Here is a 16,413-nt window from a genome sequence, read left to right as displayed (position 1 = left end):
TGACCAGTGATGGCAGATGTAGTTAAAATTACTTTCCCTGATGGAGCTGTGAAGGAGTTTCCAAAAGGCGTAACAACTGAAGAAATCGCAGCTTCTATTAGCTCAGGCTTAAAGAAAAAAGCTGTGGCTGGAAAATTAAACGATGAGATGATCGATCTTGTTACACCAATCGAAGAAGATGGTGCAGTTTCTATCATTACATTAGATTCTGAAGATGGCTTATATATTTTACGCCACTCAACAGCCCACCTTTTAGCACAAGCGTTAAAACGTTTATATAAAGATGTTAAGGTTGAGCTTGGCATTGGTCCAGTAATTGAAAATGGCTTCTACTACGATATTGATATGGAAGAAGCAATTACAGTTGAAGACTTCAAGAAAATCGAAAAAGAAATGCAAAAAATTGTGAACGAGAACTTAGAAATCGTTCGTCATGAAGTACCACGTGCAGAAGCAATTCGTCGTTTTGAAGAAATCGGCGATGAGTTAAAATTAGATTTAATTAACGATCTTCCAGAAGATGCTGTTATTTCAATCTATGAGCAAGGCGAATTCTTCGACCTTTGCCGTGGTGTTCACCTTCCATCTACAGGGAAAATTAAAGTATTTAAATTATTAAGCGTTGCGGGTGCTTACTGGCGCGGCGATAGCAATAATAAAATGCTACAACGTATTTACGGTACTGCATTCGTTAAGAAAGCAGAATTAGATGAGTACTTACGTATGCTTGAAGAAGCGAAAGAGCGCGATCACCGTAAATTAGGTAAAGAATTAAAATTATTTACTAATAGCCAAAAAGTAGGACAAGGTTTACCACTTTGGTTACCAAAGGGTGCAACAATCCGCCGCATTATCGAGCGTTATATCGTTGATAAAGAAGCAAGCTTAGGCTATGATCACGTATACACTCCAGTACTAGGAAGCAGAGAGCTTTATGAAACTTCTGGACACTGGAACCACTACCGTGATGGTATGTTCCCATCAATGGAAATGGATAATGAAGAGTTAGTTCTTCGTCCAATGAACTGCCCTCACCACATGATGGTTTATAAAAACGATATTCACAGCTATCGTGAATTACCAATCCGTATTGCGGAACTTGGAACAATGCACCGTTATGAAATGTCAGGCGCGTTATCTGGCTTACAACGTGTACGCGGAATGACTTTAAACGATGCGCACATTTTCGTTCGCCCAGATCAAATTAAAGAAGAGTTAAAACGTGTTGTAAACTTAACTCTAGAAGTGTACAAAGATTTCGGTTTAGAGAACTATTCATTCCGTCTATCTTATCGTGACCCAGCAGATACTAAAAAGTATTATGCTGATGATGAGATGTGGGAAAAAGCACAAGGTATGTTAAAAGAAGCTATGGATGAAATGGGTCTTGATTACTATGAAGCTGAAGGTGAAGCGGCATTCTATGGTCCAAAACTTGACGTTCAAGTTCGTACTGCTCTTGGAAAAGACGAAACACTTTCAACTGTACAATTAGACTTCTTACTTCCAGAACGCTTTGAATTATCTTACGTTGGTGAAGATGGTAAACAACATCGTCCAGTTGTAATTCACCGTGGTGTTGTATCAACTATGGAACGTTTCGTAGCCTTCTTAATTGAAGAATACAAAGGTGCATTCCCAACTTGGTTAGCTCCAGTTCAAGTACAAGTAATTCCAGTTTCTCCGCAAGTACATTTAGACTATGCGAAGAAAGTACAAGACGAATTACGCCGTGCTGGTATTCGTGTTGAATTAGATACTCGTGAGGAGAAAATTGGTTACAAAATCCGTGAAGCACAAATGCAAAAAATTCCGTACATGCTTGTAGTAGGTGACAACGAAGTAACTGAAAACGGCGTAAACGTACGTAAATACGGTGAACAAAAATCAGAAACAATCGCATTAGATGCTTTTGTTGACATGATTAAAGTAGAAGGAAAACGATAAGAAAAAGCCGCGGTATACCGCGGCTTTTCTATGTAATATAAGTGAGAAAAATTAGAAAAAATAACCATGTAACACTTATCATAAAAAAGTATTGCAAGTATGTTAGTTGTTTGTTACAATATTTCTTGTTGTTAGTAAAACACATCGCGTCTTCTTGACAGACGTCATGTCCTATGATAAACTCATCAAGGATAATAGAATATTGTTTTGTGGAACAAGTAGAAGCACCCGCTTCTCACCTGATGGACGCATTCGCAGTTTACAGGTAAATGTATTTCTTACTTAAGATTTTACAAGTGTGGGTGTCGTATGCCCGCACTTTTTTTGTCGGGTTCTATGACTACAAACTATGTTCTGAGAAAACCTTGGAGGTGGCTTACTATTAGCAAGGATATGATGATTAACGAGCAAATTCGTGCACGTGAAGTACGTTTAGTTGGTGCAAATGGCGATCAACTTGGAATCAAGTCTCGTAATGACGCTTTAGACTTAGCTGCAAATCTTAATCTTGATTTAGTATTAGTTGCTCCAAATGCGAAACCGCCAGTATGCCGCATTATGGACTACGGTAAATTCCGCTTTGAGCAACAGAAGAAAGAAAAAGAACAGCGCAAAAATCAAAAAGTAATTAGCATGAAAGAAGTTCGTTTAAGTCCAACAATTGATGAACACGACTTTAACACAAAACTTCGTAATGCTATCAAGTTTTTAGAGAAAGGCGACAAGGTTAAAGCGTCAATTCGCTTTAAAGGACGTGCCATTACTCATAAAGAAATCGGTCAACGTGTCTTAGATCGCTTCTCAGAAGCTTGTGCTGAAGTTAGTACAATCGAATCTAAGCCTAAAATGGAAGGACGCAGTATGTTCTTAGTTTTAGCACCGAAAAACGATAAGTAATAGATAGAGGAGGAAATACCTATGCCTAAACAAAAAACTCATCGCGGCGCTGCAAAGCGTTTCAAAAAGACTGGATCAGGTAAACTGAAACGTTCTCACGCTTACACAAGCCATTTATTCGCTAACAAATCTACAAAAGCTAAACGTAAACTACGTAAAGCTGGTGTAGTAAGCGCTGGTGACTTCAAACGCATTCGTCAAATGCTTGACAACTTAAAATAAGTTCGGCTGATATATAGAACAATTAGGAGGTAATATTATGCCAAGAGTAAAAGGTGGTACAGTTACTCGTCAACGTCGTAAAAAAGTAATTAAATTAGCAAAAGGTTACTACGGTTCAAAAAATACATTATTCAAGGTTGCTAACCAACAGGTTATGAAATCTCTAATGTATGCATTCCGTGACCGCCGTCAAAAGAAACGTGACTTCCGTAAATTATGGATTACACGTATCAACGCAGCAGCTCGTATGAATGGTCTTTCTTACAGCCGCTTAATGCACGGTCTTAAAAATGCTGGCATCGAAGTTAACCGCAAGATGCTTGCTGACTTAGCTGTTCATGACGAAAAAGCTTTCGCTGAATTAGCAACAGTTGCAAAAAACAACATTAACTAATTAATTAGTTGAAACCTTAGAAGATTTTTCTTCTAAGGTTTTTTGTTTGTATACAAAGAGAGATATGTCGTTATCGATATGACAAAACCAATATAAAAGCTATAGTAATATAGAAGAATATATAAAAGAAGCCAGGAGAATCCTCCTGGCTTCTTTTAATTATCACCCTCTGGAAAGAAGAGTATCTTTCCTACCTGAAACGACACTGCTATAATGGAAAGATGATATGGAACTTTCATCAGATAAAATAACATTTTTATTAGTGGGCAATTCCTAGATAATTATTAACTATCACCAATCGGAGTGAACAATCTAATAGTGATGATTGAAACGTATTTATAAATTAAGGACAAGCTATTTTGTAAAGAGGTAGATAGCTGACTTATTAATAAGGAACGAAAAATAATAATGAACTTTGAGATGAAACAACATTGTTGCGTAAAATGCGATGTTGGAGGAGGACAATAGAATGGACTTACTACAACTATTTAAATTACAAAAAGAATTAGATGACCGTATTGCGAAGGAGCATGACTTACAACCGAAAAAGTTGCTAAAAGAAAAAATGTTAGCTCTGCTTGTAGAAATTGGAGAACTTGCAAATGAAACACGTTGTTTTAAATATTGGAGCAACAAACCAGCATCAGAACGTGAAGTCATACTAGAAGAATACGTAGATGGATTACATTTTATTTTATCAATCGGAATTGATTTAGGTATTGATAAAAACTTCCTATTCTATAAGTGTGCACAGACGAATAAAACACAAGTAGAAATTTTCTTAGACACATATGCGAAGGTAATTCGTTTTACAGATCAACCATCTATTACGAACTATATTGAATTATTTACAAGCTACCTTCGACTTGGACAAGCGCTTGAGTTTGAACAAGAAGAGATCGAAAAGGCATATTTAGATAAAAACGAAGTAAATCATCAGCGTCAAACACAAGGATACTAAGTTAATTTTTGAATATTTCAATTTCCTTTTGTATAATGAAGTGACTGAAGAAAAAGGAGGGTGTTGGCAATGACAAAATTAGACGAGACATTGACAATGCTAAAAGAATTAACAGATGCACGTGGTATTGCGGGTAACGAACGTGAACCACGCGAAGTAATGAAGAAATATATTGAGCCGTTTGCAGACGAGCTTTCTACTGATAATTTAGGAAGTTTAGTTGCGAAAAAAGTAGGGGAAGAAAACGGCCCGAAAATTATGGTTGCAGGTCATTTAGATGAAGTTGGCTTTATGATCACGCAAATTGATGACAAAGGTTTCCTTCGTTTCCAAACAGTTGGCGGCTGGTGGTCACAAGTTATGCTTGCACAGCGCGTGACAATTGTAACGCGTAAAGGAGATGTAACAGGTGTAATTGGTTCAAAACCACCGCACATCTTACCTCCAGAAGCGCGTAAAAAGCCAGTTGAAATTAAAGATATGTTCATTGATATTGGTGCTTCTAGCCAAGAAGAAGCAATGGAGTGGGGCGTACGACCAGGAGATCAAGTAGTACCTTACTTTGAATTCCAAGTGATGAAGAATGAAAAGATGTTACTTGCAAAAGCATGGGATAACCGAATTGGTTGTGCAATTGCAATTGACGTATTAAAACAATTAAAAGATGAAAAGCATCCAAACGTTGTATACGGCGTAGGGACTGTACAAGAAGAAGTTGGTCTTCGTGGTGCGAAAACATCTGCAAACTATATTAAACCAGATATCGCGTTCGCAGTAGATGTTGGTATCGCTGGTGACACACCTGGTGTAACGTCAAAAGAAGCGCAAAGTAAAATGGGTGATGGACCACAGATCATTTTATATGATGCCTCTGTTATTGGTCATACAGGTTTACGTGACTTTGTAGTTAATGTTGCTGACGAATTGGAAATTCCATACCAATATGATTCAGTAGCGGGCGGCGGAACGGATGCAGGTGCAATCCATATTGCTGTAAATGGTATTCCGTCTATGGCCATTACGATTGCAACGCGCTACATCCATTCTCATGCGGCAATGTTACATCGTGATGACTATGAAAATGCAGTGAAGTTAATTGTAGAAGTTATTAAACGTCTTGATAAAGAGGCTGTACATAACATTACATTTAATTAATAGAAAAAGCGAAGGAGTTTCTCCTTCGCTTTTTTATGTTTTAAAAAGGTCTCTCTAATCCTGCCGCAGTATGAGCTCCTAAAATAATTAAACGAGTTAATTGCATAGCCATAAAATGCGGTGTATATATCATCCCTCTTTTTAACCATGACATAATCATCCCGATATGAGCTCCTGTCACATAACTAATTAAAATATCACGAGGAACCATAAGATCTTTATCATCGGGCTGTGAAATAGATAAGCTTAATGTTAAATGTGTTTGTATCGTTTTCATCATTTTATAAGAGTAGTTTCCAGCAGCTTTATCGCCAAGCATAACGTTATAGAAGTTCGCATTTTCTGCTATATGCTCGAACAAAGCTAAAAATGTCGGATGTGGTGAATCAAAAGTAAGTTGAAATTCTTCTTTATTCCTATTTTTTGGTTTAATAACTTCGGCTAACTTCTCTAACATTTCTTCGATGCTTTTGTCTAATAAGTCATATTTATCATGGTAATGACTATAAAACGTAGCACGATTTACTGGAGCACGTTCTGCAATATGTTGAACAGTTACCTCGTCAAATCCTTTTTCGCCTACTAAAGCGACAAAAGCATCCTGTATGAGTTGTCTCGTCCGCTTTACACGTGGATCATTTGTATTTTTAATAGACATTTTTACTTCCCCTCGTTTAATTTTCTATACTTAAACAACATATTGGTATTATATTGTTGTTTAAGCGACATTTCATACGTAAATTGTCGGTTGTAGATTTAAAATAATTATTTATAATTATAAACGATAGTCCTTCAGAAATCAGCACCGCTCGCAGGTAGATAAATTTCGATTTACACCGCAGATGGTGTGATTTTTTTGTTTAAAAGTTAATATAATTAACAATTAAACAGTCTAAACAATAAGGACATAAATAGTTTAGAAAAAAATTATATGCGATATAAGGAGAGGAATGCAATGAATCAGTTTCGAAGAATGGTGATTATTAACATTATCACATTAATTGTACTAGTTGGTGGCGGTATTGGCGGTTATTACTATTACAATCAAGCGGAAAATTACTTAAAAACAGACAATGCAAAAATTGATGGAAAGGTAATTCCGATTGCATCACCAGTAGCAGGTAAATTAACTGACTGGAAAGCTGAAGTAGGTAAGAACTACAATGAAAACGATAAATTAGGTGCTGTTACTGTAGCGGCAGCAAATGGAGAACAAACAGTAGATGTAACAATTCCACAAAATGCAACAGTTGTACAATCAAACGCGACGACAAATGCTTTCGTTGGAGCAGGTAGCCCAATTGCTTATGCATTTGATATGAACAATTTATGGGTAACAGCAAACATTGAAGAAACAGATGTTGACGATGTACAAAAAGGTCAAGACGTAGATGTGTATGTAGATGCATACCCAGACACAACGTTATCAGGAAAAGTAGAGCAAGTTGGATTAACAACAGCGAACACATTCTCTATGTTACCATCAAGCAACGCAACAGCGAACTATACGAAAGTAACACAAGTAGTGCCAGTTAAAATTTCTTTAGATCATAGTAAATCAGTAAATATTGTTCCTGGAATGAATGTGTCAGTTCGTATTCATAAGTAAGGGGGAGATGAGATGTCCTCAATTGCAATTGTAGGATATGCACTATTTTGTATAATCGTCTTCTTCCTTGTAAATCGTCTTTTACGAAAGAAAAAAACGAACGTGGGAGAAGAACAAGTCCCAGCCGTAAATAAAATAGAAGTAAGTAAGGTAGAAACAGAAGAGAAAGAAATTGAACGAAAGCAAGAATCGGAAATTTCTAATGTAGTTGAGTTAGAAACAGGAAAGCAAGAAGAAGTAAAAGAAGAAAAAGAAGTGCCGAAAAAACAAATGTCTACGCCTGTAGAGAATGTGAACGTAAAAGCAGTTGTAGCTGTATTAATTCTCGGCATGTTCGTTTCTATTTTAAACCAAACAATCATTAACGTTGCATTGCCTCCGTTAATGAATGAATTTAACGTATCAACTTCAACAGCACAATGGTTAATTACAGGTTTCATGCTTGTAAATGGTATTTTAGTACCGATTAGTGCCTTTTTAGTTTCACGATTTACGTATCGTAAATTATTCGTAGCAGCAATGTTGTTCTTCACGGTAGGATCTATCATTTGTGCTACTTCCGGAAACTTTACGATGATGATGACGGGCCGCGTTATTCAAGCGGTTGGTGCGGGTATTTTAATGCCGGTTGGTATGAATATCTTCATGACATTATTCCCGCCTCATAAGCGCGGAGCAGCGATGGGATTACTAGGTGTAGCGATGATTTTAGCTCCAGCTATCGGACCGACTGTAACAGGTTGGGTGATTGAGAATTACAGCTGGAACTTAATGTTCTATGCGATGTTTATTATCGGTTTAATTATTACGTTCCTATCTTTAAAATTCTTTACACTAGCTCAGCCAGTGTCTAACACGAAATTAGATGTATTTGGTGTTGTTAGTTCAAGTATTGGACTAGGAAGCTTGTTGTATGGATTTAGTGAAGCTGGAAATAATAGTTGGACTAGCGCCGAAGTTGTTATTTCGCTTGTTATCGGTGTAATTGGTTTAGCGTTATTTATTTGGAGAGAGTTAACAACAGATAATAAAATGCTTGATTTACAAGTGTTTAAATACCCAGTATTTACTTTTACTTTAGTAATTAACGCAATCGTTACGATGGCATTATTCGGAGGTATGTTATTACTTCCAGTATATCTGCAAAACATTCGCGGTTTCACACCGATAGAATCAGGTTTATTATTACTTCCAGGATCATTAATTATGGGGATCATGGGACCTATTGCAGGTAAACTATTTGATAAGTATGGTATTCGTCCGTTAGCAATTGTTGGATTAGCCATTACAACATTTGCGACATATGAATTCACAACGTTATCGATGGATACACCGTATAGCGTTATTATGACGGATTATATTATACGTTCGATTGGTATGTCATTCATTATGATGCCAATTATGACAGCTGGTATGAACGCACTGCCGATGAAATTAATTTCTCACGGTACAGCAACGCAAAATACGTCAAGACAAGTAGCTGGTTCAATTGGAACGGCGATATTAATTACACTTATGACGCAACAAACGACTGCTCACGTAGCAGATTACGGCAATATGTTAACAACTTCAAATCCAATTTTAGTTGATAAAGTACACGGCATGGGGCAAAGCTTAGCAACCTTAGCTGGATCGGCCCAAGCAGGAGATGCGATGAGCACGCAACTATTATATGGACAAATTTCAAAGCTATCTGCAATTAACGGTATTAACGATGCCTTCTTAATTGCAACGATACTAGCAGGTATTGCTTGGGTGTTATCGTTCTTCTTACCATCAGGCAATAAACCAAATAAAAAAGCAGGGAATTAATTTCCCTGCTTTTTTTTGTTTTTTATGCAGTTAGATATAAAAGATGATAACCCGTTACGGAGCATAGCCCTGTTATAAACAAAATCGTCCCCATAGAACGAATACTTGATATTTTTCTTCCGCTTATAATAGCTAATAGTCCAGCTAAAGAGAAGAAGCTCCAATATAAAGTTCCCGAAATTGGAACCATCCCCTCTAAATCTATTCCAGAACCTATACAAATGATAGGAACAACGATAAGCGATATGCTAATGAAACCAGCTATACTAGTAAGTAATTTACGACATTTAATACCAGCAATAATTAAAAAAATGCCAACGATGAAGTCACATAACATCAAAGTAAGAGCTAAAATCATCCAAGTTAATATTCCGAACACTTCTGTATTACCTCCAATTTGTGAGTTTCAAAAAATGTTATATATAGAATGAATCACCTACAGACATGAGTACCCAGAAAATAACCCCTAATAATCCAGCGATAAAAATAATGAGTCCCATATTATGGATACTTTTAATTTTTGCTTGTACTCCACTTACCCCTGCTAATAATCCAGTTAAAGAAAACAGTATCCAATATAAAGGAGTTGAAATAGGGAGGAGTGTATTGCTCTCCACTCCCATGCCCCAAAAAACAAAAGGTAGTGTGACAAAGGAAAAGCTAAGTAGCCCCATTAAACCGACAAATAATTTACGGTGTTTCACGCTAGTAACAATTAAAAAAATACCACCGAAAAATCCGCATAAAACAAGAAGTGGCATATAAACAACCCAAAGTAAGCTCAACATATGTAATCTCCTTCTATGTAATCAGTTATATTTTACTGCATGAGGTTTATTTTGGATATTATTAATAAATATGTATAAATTGATAGAAATGAGAAGTGATCATACGAATTAATAAAAGAGGTATCGTGAGGATACCTCTTTCTAATTCAAGAACGCCAACATATTATTCATAATATGAAATAACATAGCTGGAATAATAGATTTTGTTTTTTTACATAAAATCGCCATTAAAAATCCCATAAAGAAAGTAATGACCATTACTCCAAGTGAGTATGTATGAGCGATACCGAAGAAGAGGCTTGTTAAGATCGCTGCAATCCAAAATGGAAATCGTTCTGAGAAGAAGCGAAGTATAAAACCACGGAAAATAAGCTCTTCAAAAATTGGTGTGAGTATGGCGAAGCCGAGAAGTAATAATATTTGATACTGCTTAAAAACATCTAAGTTTAGTGCGGAAGATTGCTGATTCGTTGCGTCTTGGAACACATAATTTAACAAGATGTAATTGAGTAAAATGTTTATAGCGAAGAAAAGAAGTAAGTATACGTATGTACGCCATTCTTTAAGTGCTTTAAAGTTAAAGGATTGTAGTAGTAATTTTTTTGCGGGTTCGAATTTAAAAATGAAGAATAACAACACGGCTAGTTGTAATACGATACTTGCAGTATTTACGATAGATTCATACAGGGCAATTTGTTTTTTATCTGTAAGACCGGCTGTATAAATTGTTAAGGGCATTGCGAGGAACACAGTAATAAGTCCGGTTCCGAAAAAAGCGAATAAAACGGAGCTAATAAATTGTCCCCATGACATAGAGTATTTCTGTTTATTAGAAAGTTGTGTAGCGGGTTGCATTTGTAAAATCACCTCTTTATATTTTTATATTTAAGTATAAAGTATTTTATTTTTGGATGTAAAACTTAAATATTACATATACAGGTGTGTTTTCCATAAAATAATAAAAGAGGTATCACCCTATAGTGATGCCTCTTTCTCATTGATAACTATGTTCGGCCTTGTTATTCAATTTTGATTGCTCTATTTGCAATTCGCGCTCTACCAATCGATCTAACTGCTGAATAGCTTTTAATGCTTTTTCATAAGAAATCGTTCTATAATGATGCGCTCCGCCCGGTTCTTCATCTGCTTCGTCTGCCCATTTAATAATGTTTTGCAGAGATGTTCTTTCAATTTCTTGTTGTACTAAGAAAGAATCTGTATGAAGAAGAATCGCAATAGAAATTTCTTTTGCTAGTTTCGGATGTTCTCCTAATCTAATAAGCAATTTATGAGCTCTTTCTGCTCCTTTAATTGCGTGTATATCATTCTTTTTGTATAAATCATAGTCCCATTCGCCGCCTGTGTACCACGTATGATGTCCGATGTCATGAAGGAAACCGGCTTTTGTCGCAGCATCGACTGAGGCGTGATGCTTTTTAGCTAAGTGAAACGCATGGTAAGCGACAGCGATCGCGTGGACCATCCCAGAACGATTTACGTATTTTTGTGTAATATGGTGTTTAAAAATTTGTTCAAGCGTAATACGATGCATAAAACATTCACTCCTTTTATCTTATGGTGTCTATAAAGAAAAATTGATCGGTTTAAATGTATTTTGAACATTGTACTCCATCATAGTTCGTTAGTAAAGTAGAAATGTTTAGGAGAAGAAAAAATTTTTCCGTAAAAAAATCACCTTGGCCTATGCAAAGGTGATTTTCAAATTGCTTATTTTTTTAATCCTTGCTCTAGTGTTTCTAACATTTCGTGCTTTTCATTTTCATCAGCGTTTTTCCAAATGACTTCAAATAAAACACCAAGACCTGGCAGCATTTTTTCTTCACCGCTTTGAATTGCATCGACAATTGTTTCTTGTAATTGATCTTGTGTATTACCAGATACATTTGCTAATACAGCACCGCGTAAATTAAAACTCATTCTTTTCACCTCTTCTTCAGAATTGAAACTGACGTTAGTTTTTGTTCTTTTTTATGTAAATATGTATGAAAAATAGGCTATAATGATAAGACAAGAAGAGAGGGAAATACATATTATGAAAAACATTGATTCAGTACAAAATCCGCGTGTGAAGCAGTGGAAAAAGCTGCAGACGAAAAAAGAGCGTGATAAAAAAGGTTTATTTTTTGTAGAAGGATTCCACTTAGTGGAGGAAGCTTTAAAGGCAGGAATTGTAACGGAACTTATCGTTTCAGATCAGACAGACCTTCCGAAAGATTGGACAGTTAATGATGTAGAAATGTATATCGTACCTGAAGCTATCGTAAAAGTACTTCGTGAAACAGAAACGACGCAAGGTGTATTTGCTGTTTGTGAAAAGCATGAGAAGGAAGTAGCTCTTGCTGATGGGAAGTTTCTTTTATTAGATGGCCTGCAAGATCCAGGTAACTTAGGGACAATTATTCGTACAGCTGATGCAGCTGGTATTCATGCCGTTGTGCTTGGAGAAGGATGCGTTGATGCATATAATAGTAAAGTGCTTCGCTCTACACAAGGTTCTATTTTCCACTTACCAGTTGTAAAAGGTAACTTAGAAGAATGGGTAGACAAGCTAAAAGAACATAACGTTCCTGTATATGGAACAGCTCTTGAAAATGGAGTTCCGTACGGGGAAGTAACACCAGCTGGTAGTTTTGCATTAATTGTAGGAAATGAAGGAAATGGCGTACGCCAAGAAATTCTTGCGAAAACGGATCAAAACTTGTATATTCCGATTTACGGCGGGGCAGAATCATTAAATGTTGCAGTTGCAGCAGGGATTTTAACGTATTATTTACAAAGCCCGGTTGCGAACAAATAAAAAACTTCTTATAATAAGTTGAAGTACATTATATTAAAAGTTAAATAACGAAAAACGTTGATAGAGAAGAGTAGCTTACAAAATCGCCATATAGGGAGAGAATGCCGTAGACTGAAAGCATTCTTATGGTAGACGGAAGTGAATTCACCTCTGGAGTTGACGCCAGGACCATGTACATGTAAAGGCGTTCCGGTCAGAATTGATCGTTATAACTAATGAGTGGGCAGACATGTTCTGTCAATTTAGGGTGGTACCGCGAATTTACCTCGTCCCTTTTTGGGAGCGAGGTTTTTTTATTTTTAAAATTAGGAGGGTTCCAAAATGGAAGCACGTTTAAAAGAGCTAAAGCAAAAAGCGTTAGAGCTTATTGAAGAAGCGAAAGAGCTAAAAGGCTTAAACGACGTACGCGTAGCGTATTTAGGAAAAAAAGGCCCAATTACAGAAGTATTACGCGGCATGGGAAAATTATCAGCAGAAGAGCGTCCACGTATGGGAGCATTAGTAAATGAAGTACGTGAAGCGATTCAAACTCGCTTAGACGACAAAATTAGTAATTTAGAAAAAGCAGTAATCGAAGCAAAATTAGCTAATGAAACAATTGATGTTACATTGCCAGGTCGTCCTGTTGAAACAGGTTGTCACCATCCGTTAACAGCTGTTGTTGAACAAATTGAAGATGTATTCATCGGTATGGGTTATGAAGTAGCTGAAGGAACAGAAGTAGAAAAAGACTACTACAACTTCGAAGCATTAAACTTACCGAAAAATCACCCAGCGCGTGATATGCAAGATACATTCTACATTACAGAAGAAACGTTACTACGTACACATACATCTTCTGTGCAAGCACGTACGATGGAAAATAACAAAGAAAAAGGCCCAATCAAAATTATTTGTCCTGGTAAAGTGTATCGCCGCGATGACGATGATGCGACGCATTCACACCAGTTCATGCAAATTGAAGGTCTTGTAATCGATAAAAACATTCGCATGAGTGACTTAAAAGGTACACTACAAGTATTCGTGAAAAAGATGTTCGGTGAAGATCGTGAAATCCGTCTTCGTCCAAGTTTCTTCCCATTCACAGAGCCATCTGTAGAGATGGATATTTCTTGTATGATGTGTCACGGAAAAGGTTGCGGCACTTGTAAAGGAACTGGCTGGATTGAAATTTTAGGCGCAGGTATGGTTCACCCGAACGTACTTAAAATGGCTGGTTATGATTCAAAAGAATATCAAGGTTTCGCATTCGGTATGGGCGCAGAGCGTATCGCAATGTTGAAATACGGCGTAGATGACATTCGTCATTTCTATACAAATGATGTACGTTTCTTACAACAATTCAAACGAGCGTAAGGGAAGGAGAGGATAAGTATGTTCGTATCATATCGTTGGTTACAAGAGTATGTAGATATTAAAGATGTAACAGCACAAGAACTAGCAGACAAAATCACGAAAAGTGGTATTGAAGTAGAAGGTGTTGAAGTATTAAATAAAGGTGTAAAAGGTGTTGTAGTTGGTCACGTATTAGAATGTGAAAAACACCCAGAAGCTGATAAGTTAAGCAAATGCTTAATCGATATCGGTGAAGAAGAGCCAGTTCAAATTATTTGTGGAGCTGCTAACATTGCAAAAGGTTTAAAAGTACCAGTTGCAAAAGTTGGAGCTGTACTTCCTGGTAACTTCAAAATTAAAAAAGCAAAACTACGTGGTGAAGCTTCTCACGGTATGGTTTGTGCGCTTCAAGAGCTTGGTATTGACGGGAAATTAGTTGCGAAAGAATACGCAGACGGTATCTTCATCTTCCCAAGTGACGCTGAAGTTGGTGCAGATGCACTTGAAATTTTAAACTTACATGATGAAGTACTTGAGCTTGGTTTAACACCAAACCGTGCAGATTGCTTAAACATGTTAGGTGTTGCATATGAAGTCGCTGCTATTTACGGTCGTGAAGTAAAACTTCCAGCTATCGACTTACAAGAAACAGCAGAAAAAACTGCTGATTACATTTCTGTAAGTGTAGAAGCGAAAGAAGAAAACCCATTATACATTGCAAAAATGGTGAAGAACGTAAAAGTTGGTCCATCTCCAATGTGGATGCAAACGCGCCTTATGACAGCTGGCATTCGTCCAATTAGCAACGTAGTTGATATTACAAACTACATTTTAATGGAATACGGTCAACCGTTACATGCATTCGATTACGATAAATTAGGTTCAAAAGAAATCGTTGTTCGTCTTGCAAAAGAAGGCGAAAAAATTGAAACGTTAGATGATCAAGAGCGTACGTTACAAAATCACCATCTTGTAATTACAAACGGCACAAAAGCTTTAGCTGTTGCTGGTGTAATGGGTGGAGCTGATTCTGAAGTTACAAACGAGACAGTAAACGTTTTAATTGAATCTGCATACTTTGCGGGTCAAACAGTGCGCCGTACATCAAAAGACTTAGGTCTTCGCAGTGAATCAAGTGCACGTTTCGAAAAAGGAATCGACCCAACGCGTACGTTTGAAGCAATTCAACATGCAGCTGCTTTAATGGCGAAATACGCTGGCGGAGAAGCGCTTGAAGGTGTAGTAGAAGCTGACAACTTACAAGTACAAGAGCGTACAGTATCTGTTACTGCTGAAAAAGTAAACCGTGTATTAGGTACAAATATTTCTGCAAGTGAAATGGGTACAATGTTCACAAACTTAAAATTCCCATTCACAGAAGTAGAAGGAACATTCCATGTGAATGTACCAGCACGTCGTCCTGATATTACAATTTCAGAAGACTTAGTAGAAGAAGTGGGCCGTCTATACGGTTATGACCATATTCCAGTTACATTACCTTCTGGAACAATGACTCGTGGTAAATTAACATCAGCACAGACGAAACGTCGTAAAGTACGTCGCTTCTTAGAAGGTGCTGGTTTATATGAAGCGATCACATATTCATTAACAAGCGCTGACAAAGCGAAACAATATATGGTTGAGCCAAACGAAAAAGCACCTGTAGGTCTTGCGCTTCCAATGAGTGAAGAACGCAGCCAACTTCGTTTAAGCCTAGTGCCACAATTGTTAGAAGCAGTTTCATACAACGTTGCACGTAAAAACGATAGCGTTGCTTTATACGAAGTAGGTTCTATCTTCTTACCGACAGAAGCAGGAGAACTTCCGAAAGAAGAACAACATCTTGCAGGTGTTATGACAGGTCTTGCTCTTCACCATGCATGGCAAGGTGAGAAAAAAGTAGTAGACTTCTTCGTTGTGAAAGGTGTACTAGAAGGATTATTCGACGTACTTGGCGTTTCAAACCAAATCACTTATGCACCAGCAAAACGTGAAGGTATGCACCCAGGTCGTACAGCTGACATCGTATTAGATGGCGAAGTAATTGGTTTCATCGGTCAATTGCACCCAGAAGCAGAAAAACAATTAGATGTGAAAAATACATTCGTATTCGAATTATCTCTTGTAAAAGTATTCGGTGCAGATGCAGAAGAAACTTACTACTCAGCGATCCCACGTTTCCCATCTATGACACGTGATATGGCTGTTGTCGTAACGAAAGAAACAAAAGCTGGCGAAATGAAGCAAGTTATTGCTGAAGCTGGTGGAGAACTTCTGAAAGACGTAACACTATTTGACTTATACGAAGGAGAAAAAATGGAAGAAGGCAAGAAATCACTTGCATTCTCTATGAACTACTTCGATGCAGAGCGTACGTTAACAGACGAAGAAGTAACAGAAGCACATAACCGTGTATTAACAGCGGTAGAAGAGAAATTTGGTGCGGAGTTACGTAAGTAATAAGAAATTGCCGGA

General features: G+C 37.1%; 17 protein-coding genes and 2 other annotated features. Of the genes, 11 read left to right on the top strand and 6 right to left on the bottom strand.

Annotated features, from left to right (window positions below; genetic code table 11):
- Positions 1-9 precede the first annotated feature (9 nt).
- From thrS to AAG068_RS22885, 6 genes are all read left to right on the top strand, one after another.
- Positions 10-1,947 carry a threonine--tRNA ligase gene (gene thrS / locus AAG068_RS22910; RefSeq protein ID WP_342715931.1) on the top strand — a complete coding sequence of 646 codons (1,938 nt, stop codon included), beginning with the start codon at positions 10-12 and terminating at the stop codon, positions 1,945-1,947.
- Positions 1,948-2,157: 210 nt separating this feature from the next.
- Positions 2,158-2,278, top strand: a sequence feature (ribosomal protein L20 leader region).
- Between the two features lie 62 nt (positions 2,279-2,340).
- Positions 2,341-2,844, top strand: coding sequence for a translation initiation factor IF-3 (infC, locus tag AAG068_RS22905; protein ID WP_000973214.1), 504 nt, complete (start codon positions 2,341-2,343; stop codon positions 2,842-2,844).
- 21 nt (positions 2,845-2,865) lie between these two features.
- Positions 2,866-3,066: a 50S ribosomal protein L35 gene (gene rpmI, locus AAG068_RS22900; protein ID WP_001125945.1), complete on the top strand. Its 201-nt coding sequence runs from the start codon at positions 2,866-2,868 to the stop codon at positions 3,064-3,066.
- Positions 3,067-3,103: 37 nt separating this feature from the next.
- On the top strand, positions 3,104-3,460 hold the full coding sequence (gene rplT / locus AAG068_RS22895; RefSeq protein WP_001138362.1) for a 50S ribosomal protein L20: 357 nt from the start codon (positions 3,104-3,106) through the stop codon (positions 3,458-3,460).
- A gap of 469 nt (positions 3,461-3,929) precedes the next feature.
- On the top strand, positions 3,930-4,421 hold the full coding sequence (locus tag AAG068_RS22890; RefSeq protein WP_000365050.1) for a dUTP diphosphatase: 492 nt from the start codon (positions 3,930-3,932) through the stop codon (positions 4,419-4,421).
- A gap of 69 nt (positions 4,422-4,490) precedes the next feature.
- The gene (locus AAG068_RS22885) at positions 4,491-5,576 is read left to right on the top strand and encodes a M42 family metallopeptidase (RefSeq protein WP_342715930.1); all 1,086 of its coding nucleotides are present in this window, start codon (positions 4,491-4,493) and stop codon (positions 5,574-5,576) included.
- 40 nt (positions 5,577-5,616) lie between these two features.
- Here the strand turns inward: AAG068_RS22885 and AAG068_RS22880 are convergent, their stop codons facing one another.
- A complete protein-coding gene (locus AAG068_RS22880) occupies positions 5,617-6,234 on the bottom strand; it encodes a TetR/AcrR family transcriptional regulator (RefSeq protein ID WP_342715929.1) in 618 nt (205 codons plus the stop codon).
- Between the two features lie 297 nt (positions 6,235-6,531).
- On the opposite strand from AAG068_RS22880, the gene AAG068_RS22875 reads away from it, so the two are divergent.
- Together AAG068_RS22875 and AAG068_RS22870 are read left to right on the top strand one after the other, a co-directional pair.
- Positions 6,532-7,185 (top strand): HlyD family secretion protein, encoded by a 654-nt coding sequence (locus AAG068_RS22875; protein ID WP_048531600.1) that lies wholly within the window; start codon positions 6,532-6,534, stop codon positions 7,183-7,185.
- A gap of 12 nt (positions 7,186-7,197) precedes the next feature.
- Complete coding sequence (locus tag AAG068_RS22870; protein ID WP_342715928.1) at positions 7,198-8,997, top strand: DHA2 family efflux MFS transporter permease subunit; 1,800 nt, start codon at positions 7,198-7,200, stop codon at positions 8,995-8,997.
- Positions 8,998-9,019: 22 nt separating this feature from the next.
- On the opposite strand, the gene AAG068_RS22865 is transcribed toward AAG068_RS22870, so the two are convergent.
- The 5 genes from AAG068_RS22865 to sspI all read right to left on the bottom strand — a co-directional run bounded on the left by AAG068_RS22865 (position 9,020) and on the right by sspI (position 11,723).
- Complete coding sequence (locus tag AAG068_RS22865; RefSeq protein ID WP_342715927.1) at positions 9,020-9,376, bottom strand: ammonia permease; 357 nt, start codon at positions 9,374-9,376, stop codon at positions 9,020-9,022.
- 37 nt (positions 9,377-9,413) lie between these two features.
- Positions 9,414-9,785: a DNA-binding protein gene (locus AAG068_RS22860; RefSeq protein WP_342715926.1), complete on the bottom strand. Its 372-nt coding sequence runs from the start codon at positions 9,783-9,785 to the stop codon at positions 9,414-9,416.
- A gap of 141 nt (positions 9,786-9,926) precedes the next feature.
- Positions 9,927-10,640: a CPBP family intramembrane glutamic endopeptidase gene (locus tag AAG068_RS22855; RefSeq protein WP_342715925.1), complete on the bottom strand. Its 714-nt coding sequence runs from the start codon at positions 10,638-10,640 to the stop codon at positions 9,927-9,929.
- A 139-nt stretch (positions 10,641-10,779) separates the two neighbouring features.
- Complete coding sequence (locus AAG068_RS22850) at positions 10,780-11,337, bottom strand: HD domain-containing protein (RefSeq protein ID WP_098668068.1); 558 nt, start codon at positions 11,335-11,337, stop codon at positions 10,780-10,782.
- A gap of 176 nt (positions 11,338-11,513) precedes the next feature.
- Entirely contained in the window at positions 11,514-11,723 is a 210-nt protein-coding gene (gene sspI / locus AAG068_RS22845) for a small acid-soluble spore protein SspI (protein ID WP_000009513.1), read from the bottom strand.
- An 82-nt stretch (positions 11,724-11,805) separates the two neighbouring features.
- Here sspI and AAG068_RS22840 point away from each other — a divergent pair, with 82 nt between their 5' ends.
- From AAG068_RS22840 to pheT, 3 genes are all read left to right on the top strand, one after another.
- A complete protein-coding gene (locus AAG068_RS22840; RefSeq protein WP_275894603.1) occupies positions 11,806-12,603 on the top strand; it encodes a TrmH family RNA methyltransferase in 798 nt (265 codons plus the stop codon).
- Positions 12,604-12,651: 48 nt separating this feature from the next.
- Positions 12,652-12,880 (top strand) — a binding site (T-box leader).
- A gap of 44 nt (positions 12,881-12,924) precedes the next feature.
- Positions 12,925-13,959, top strand: a complete 1,035-nt coding sequence (pheS, locus tag AAG068_RS22835) for a phenylalanine--tRNA ligase subunit alpha (protein WP_342715924.1) — start codon at positions 12,925-12,927, stop codon at positions 13,957-13,959.
- An 18-nt stretch (positions 13,960-13,977) separates the two neighbouring features.
- Positions 13,978-16,398, top strand: a complete 2,421-nt coding sequence (pheT, locus tag AAG068_RS22830) for a phenylalanine--tRNA ligase subunit beta (RefSeq protein ID WP_342715923.1) — start codon at positions 13,978-13,980, stop codon at positions 16,396-16,398.
- Positions 16,399-16,413: the final 15 nt, after the last annotated feature.

It is taken from the genome of Bacillus paramycoides (assembly GCF_038971285.1).
Classification (GTDB): Bacteria; Bacillota; Bacilli; order Bacillales; family Bacillaceae_G; genus Bacillus_A.
Note: the sequence above shows the minus strand (reverse complement) of the source record. Positions and strands in the feature narration are given on the sequence as shown.

Bases quoted from the DNA above. Each gene is read 5' to 3' on its own strand.
- thrS (WP_342715931.1), top strand. From the start codon at position 10: ATGGCAGATGTAGTTAAAATTACTTTCCCTGATGGAGCTGTGAAGGAG.
- infC (WP_000973214.1), top strand. From the start codon at position 2,341: ATGATGATTAACGAGCAAATTCGTGCACGTGAAGTACGTTTAGTTGGT.
- rpmI (WP_001125945.1), top strand. From the start codon at position 2,866: ATGCCTAAACAAAAAACTCATCGCGGCGCTGCAAAGCGTTTCAAAAAG.
- rplT (WP_001138362.1), top strand. From the start codon at position 3,104: ATGCCAAGAGTAAAAGGTGGTACAGTTACTCGTCAACGTCGTAAAAAA.
- AAG068_RS22890 (WP_000365050.1), top strand. From the start codon at position 3,930: ATGGACTTACTACAACTATTTAAATTACAAAAAGAATTAGATGACCGT.
- AAG068_RS22885 (WP_342715930.1), top strand. From the start codon at position 4,491: ATGACAAAATTAGACGAGACATTGACAATGCTAAAAGAATTAACAGAT.
- AAG068_RS22880 (WP_342715929.1), bottom strand. From the start codon at position 6,234: ATGTCTATTAAAAATACAAATGATCCACGTGTAAAGCGGACGAGACAA.
- AAG068_RS22875 (WP_048531600.1), top strand. From the start codon at position 6,532: ATGAATCAGTTTCGAAGAATGGTGATTATTAACATTATCACATTAATT.
- AAG068_RS22870 (WP_342715928.1), top strand. From the start codon at position 7,198: ATGTCCTCAATTGCAATTGTAGGATATGCACTATTTTGTATAATCGTC.
- AAG068_RS22860 (WP_342715926.1), bottom strand. From the start codon at position 9,785: ATGTTGAGCTTACTTTGGGTTGTTTATATGCCACTTCTTGTTTTATGC.
- AAG068_RS22855 (WP_342715925.1), bottom strand. From the start codon at position 10,640: ATGCAACCCGCTACACAACTTTCTAATAAACAGAAATACTCTATGTCA.
- AAG068_RS22850 (WP_098668068.1), bottom strand. From the start codon at position 11,337: ATGCATCGTATTACGCTTGAACAAATTTTTAAACACCATATTACACAA.
- sspI (WP_000009513.1), bottom strand. From the start codon at position 11,723: ATGAGTTTTAATTTACGCGGTGCTGTATTAGCAAATGTATCTGGTAAT.
- AAG068_RS22840 (WP_275894603.1), top strand. From the start codon at position 11,806: ATGATAAGACAAGAAGAGAGGGAAATACATATTATGAAAAACATTGAT.
- pheS (WP_342715924.1), top strand. From the start codon at position 12,925: ATGGAAGCACGTTTAAAAGAGCTAAAGCAAAAAGCGTTAGAGCTTATT.
- pheT (WP_342715923.1), top strand. From the start codon at position 13,978: ATGTTCGTATCATATCGTTGGTTACAAGAGTATGTAGATATTAAAGAT.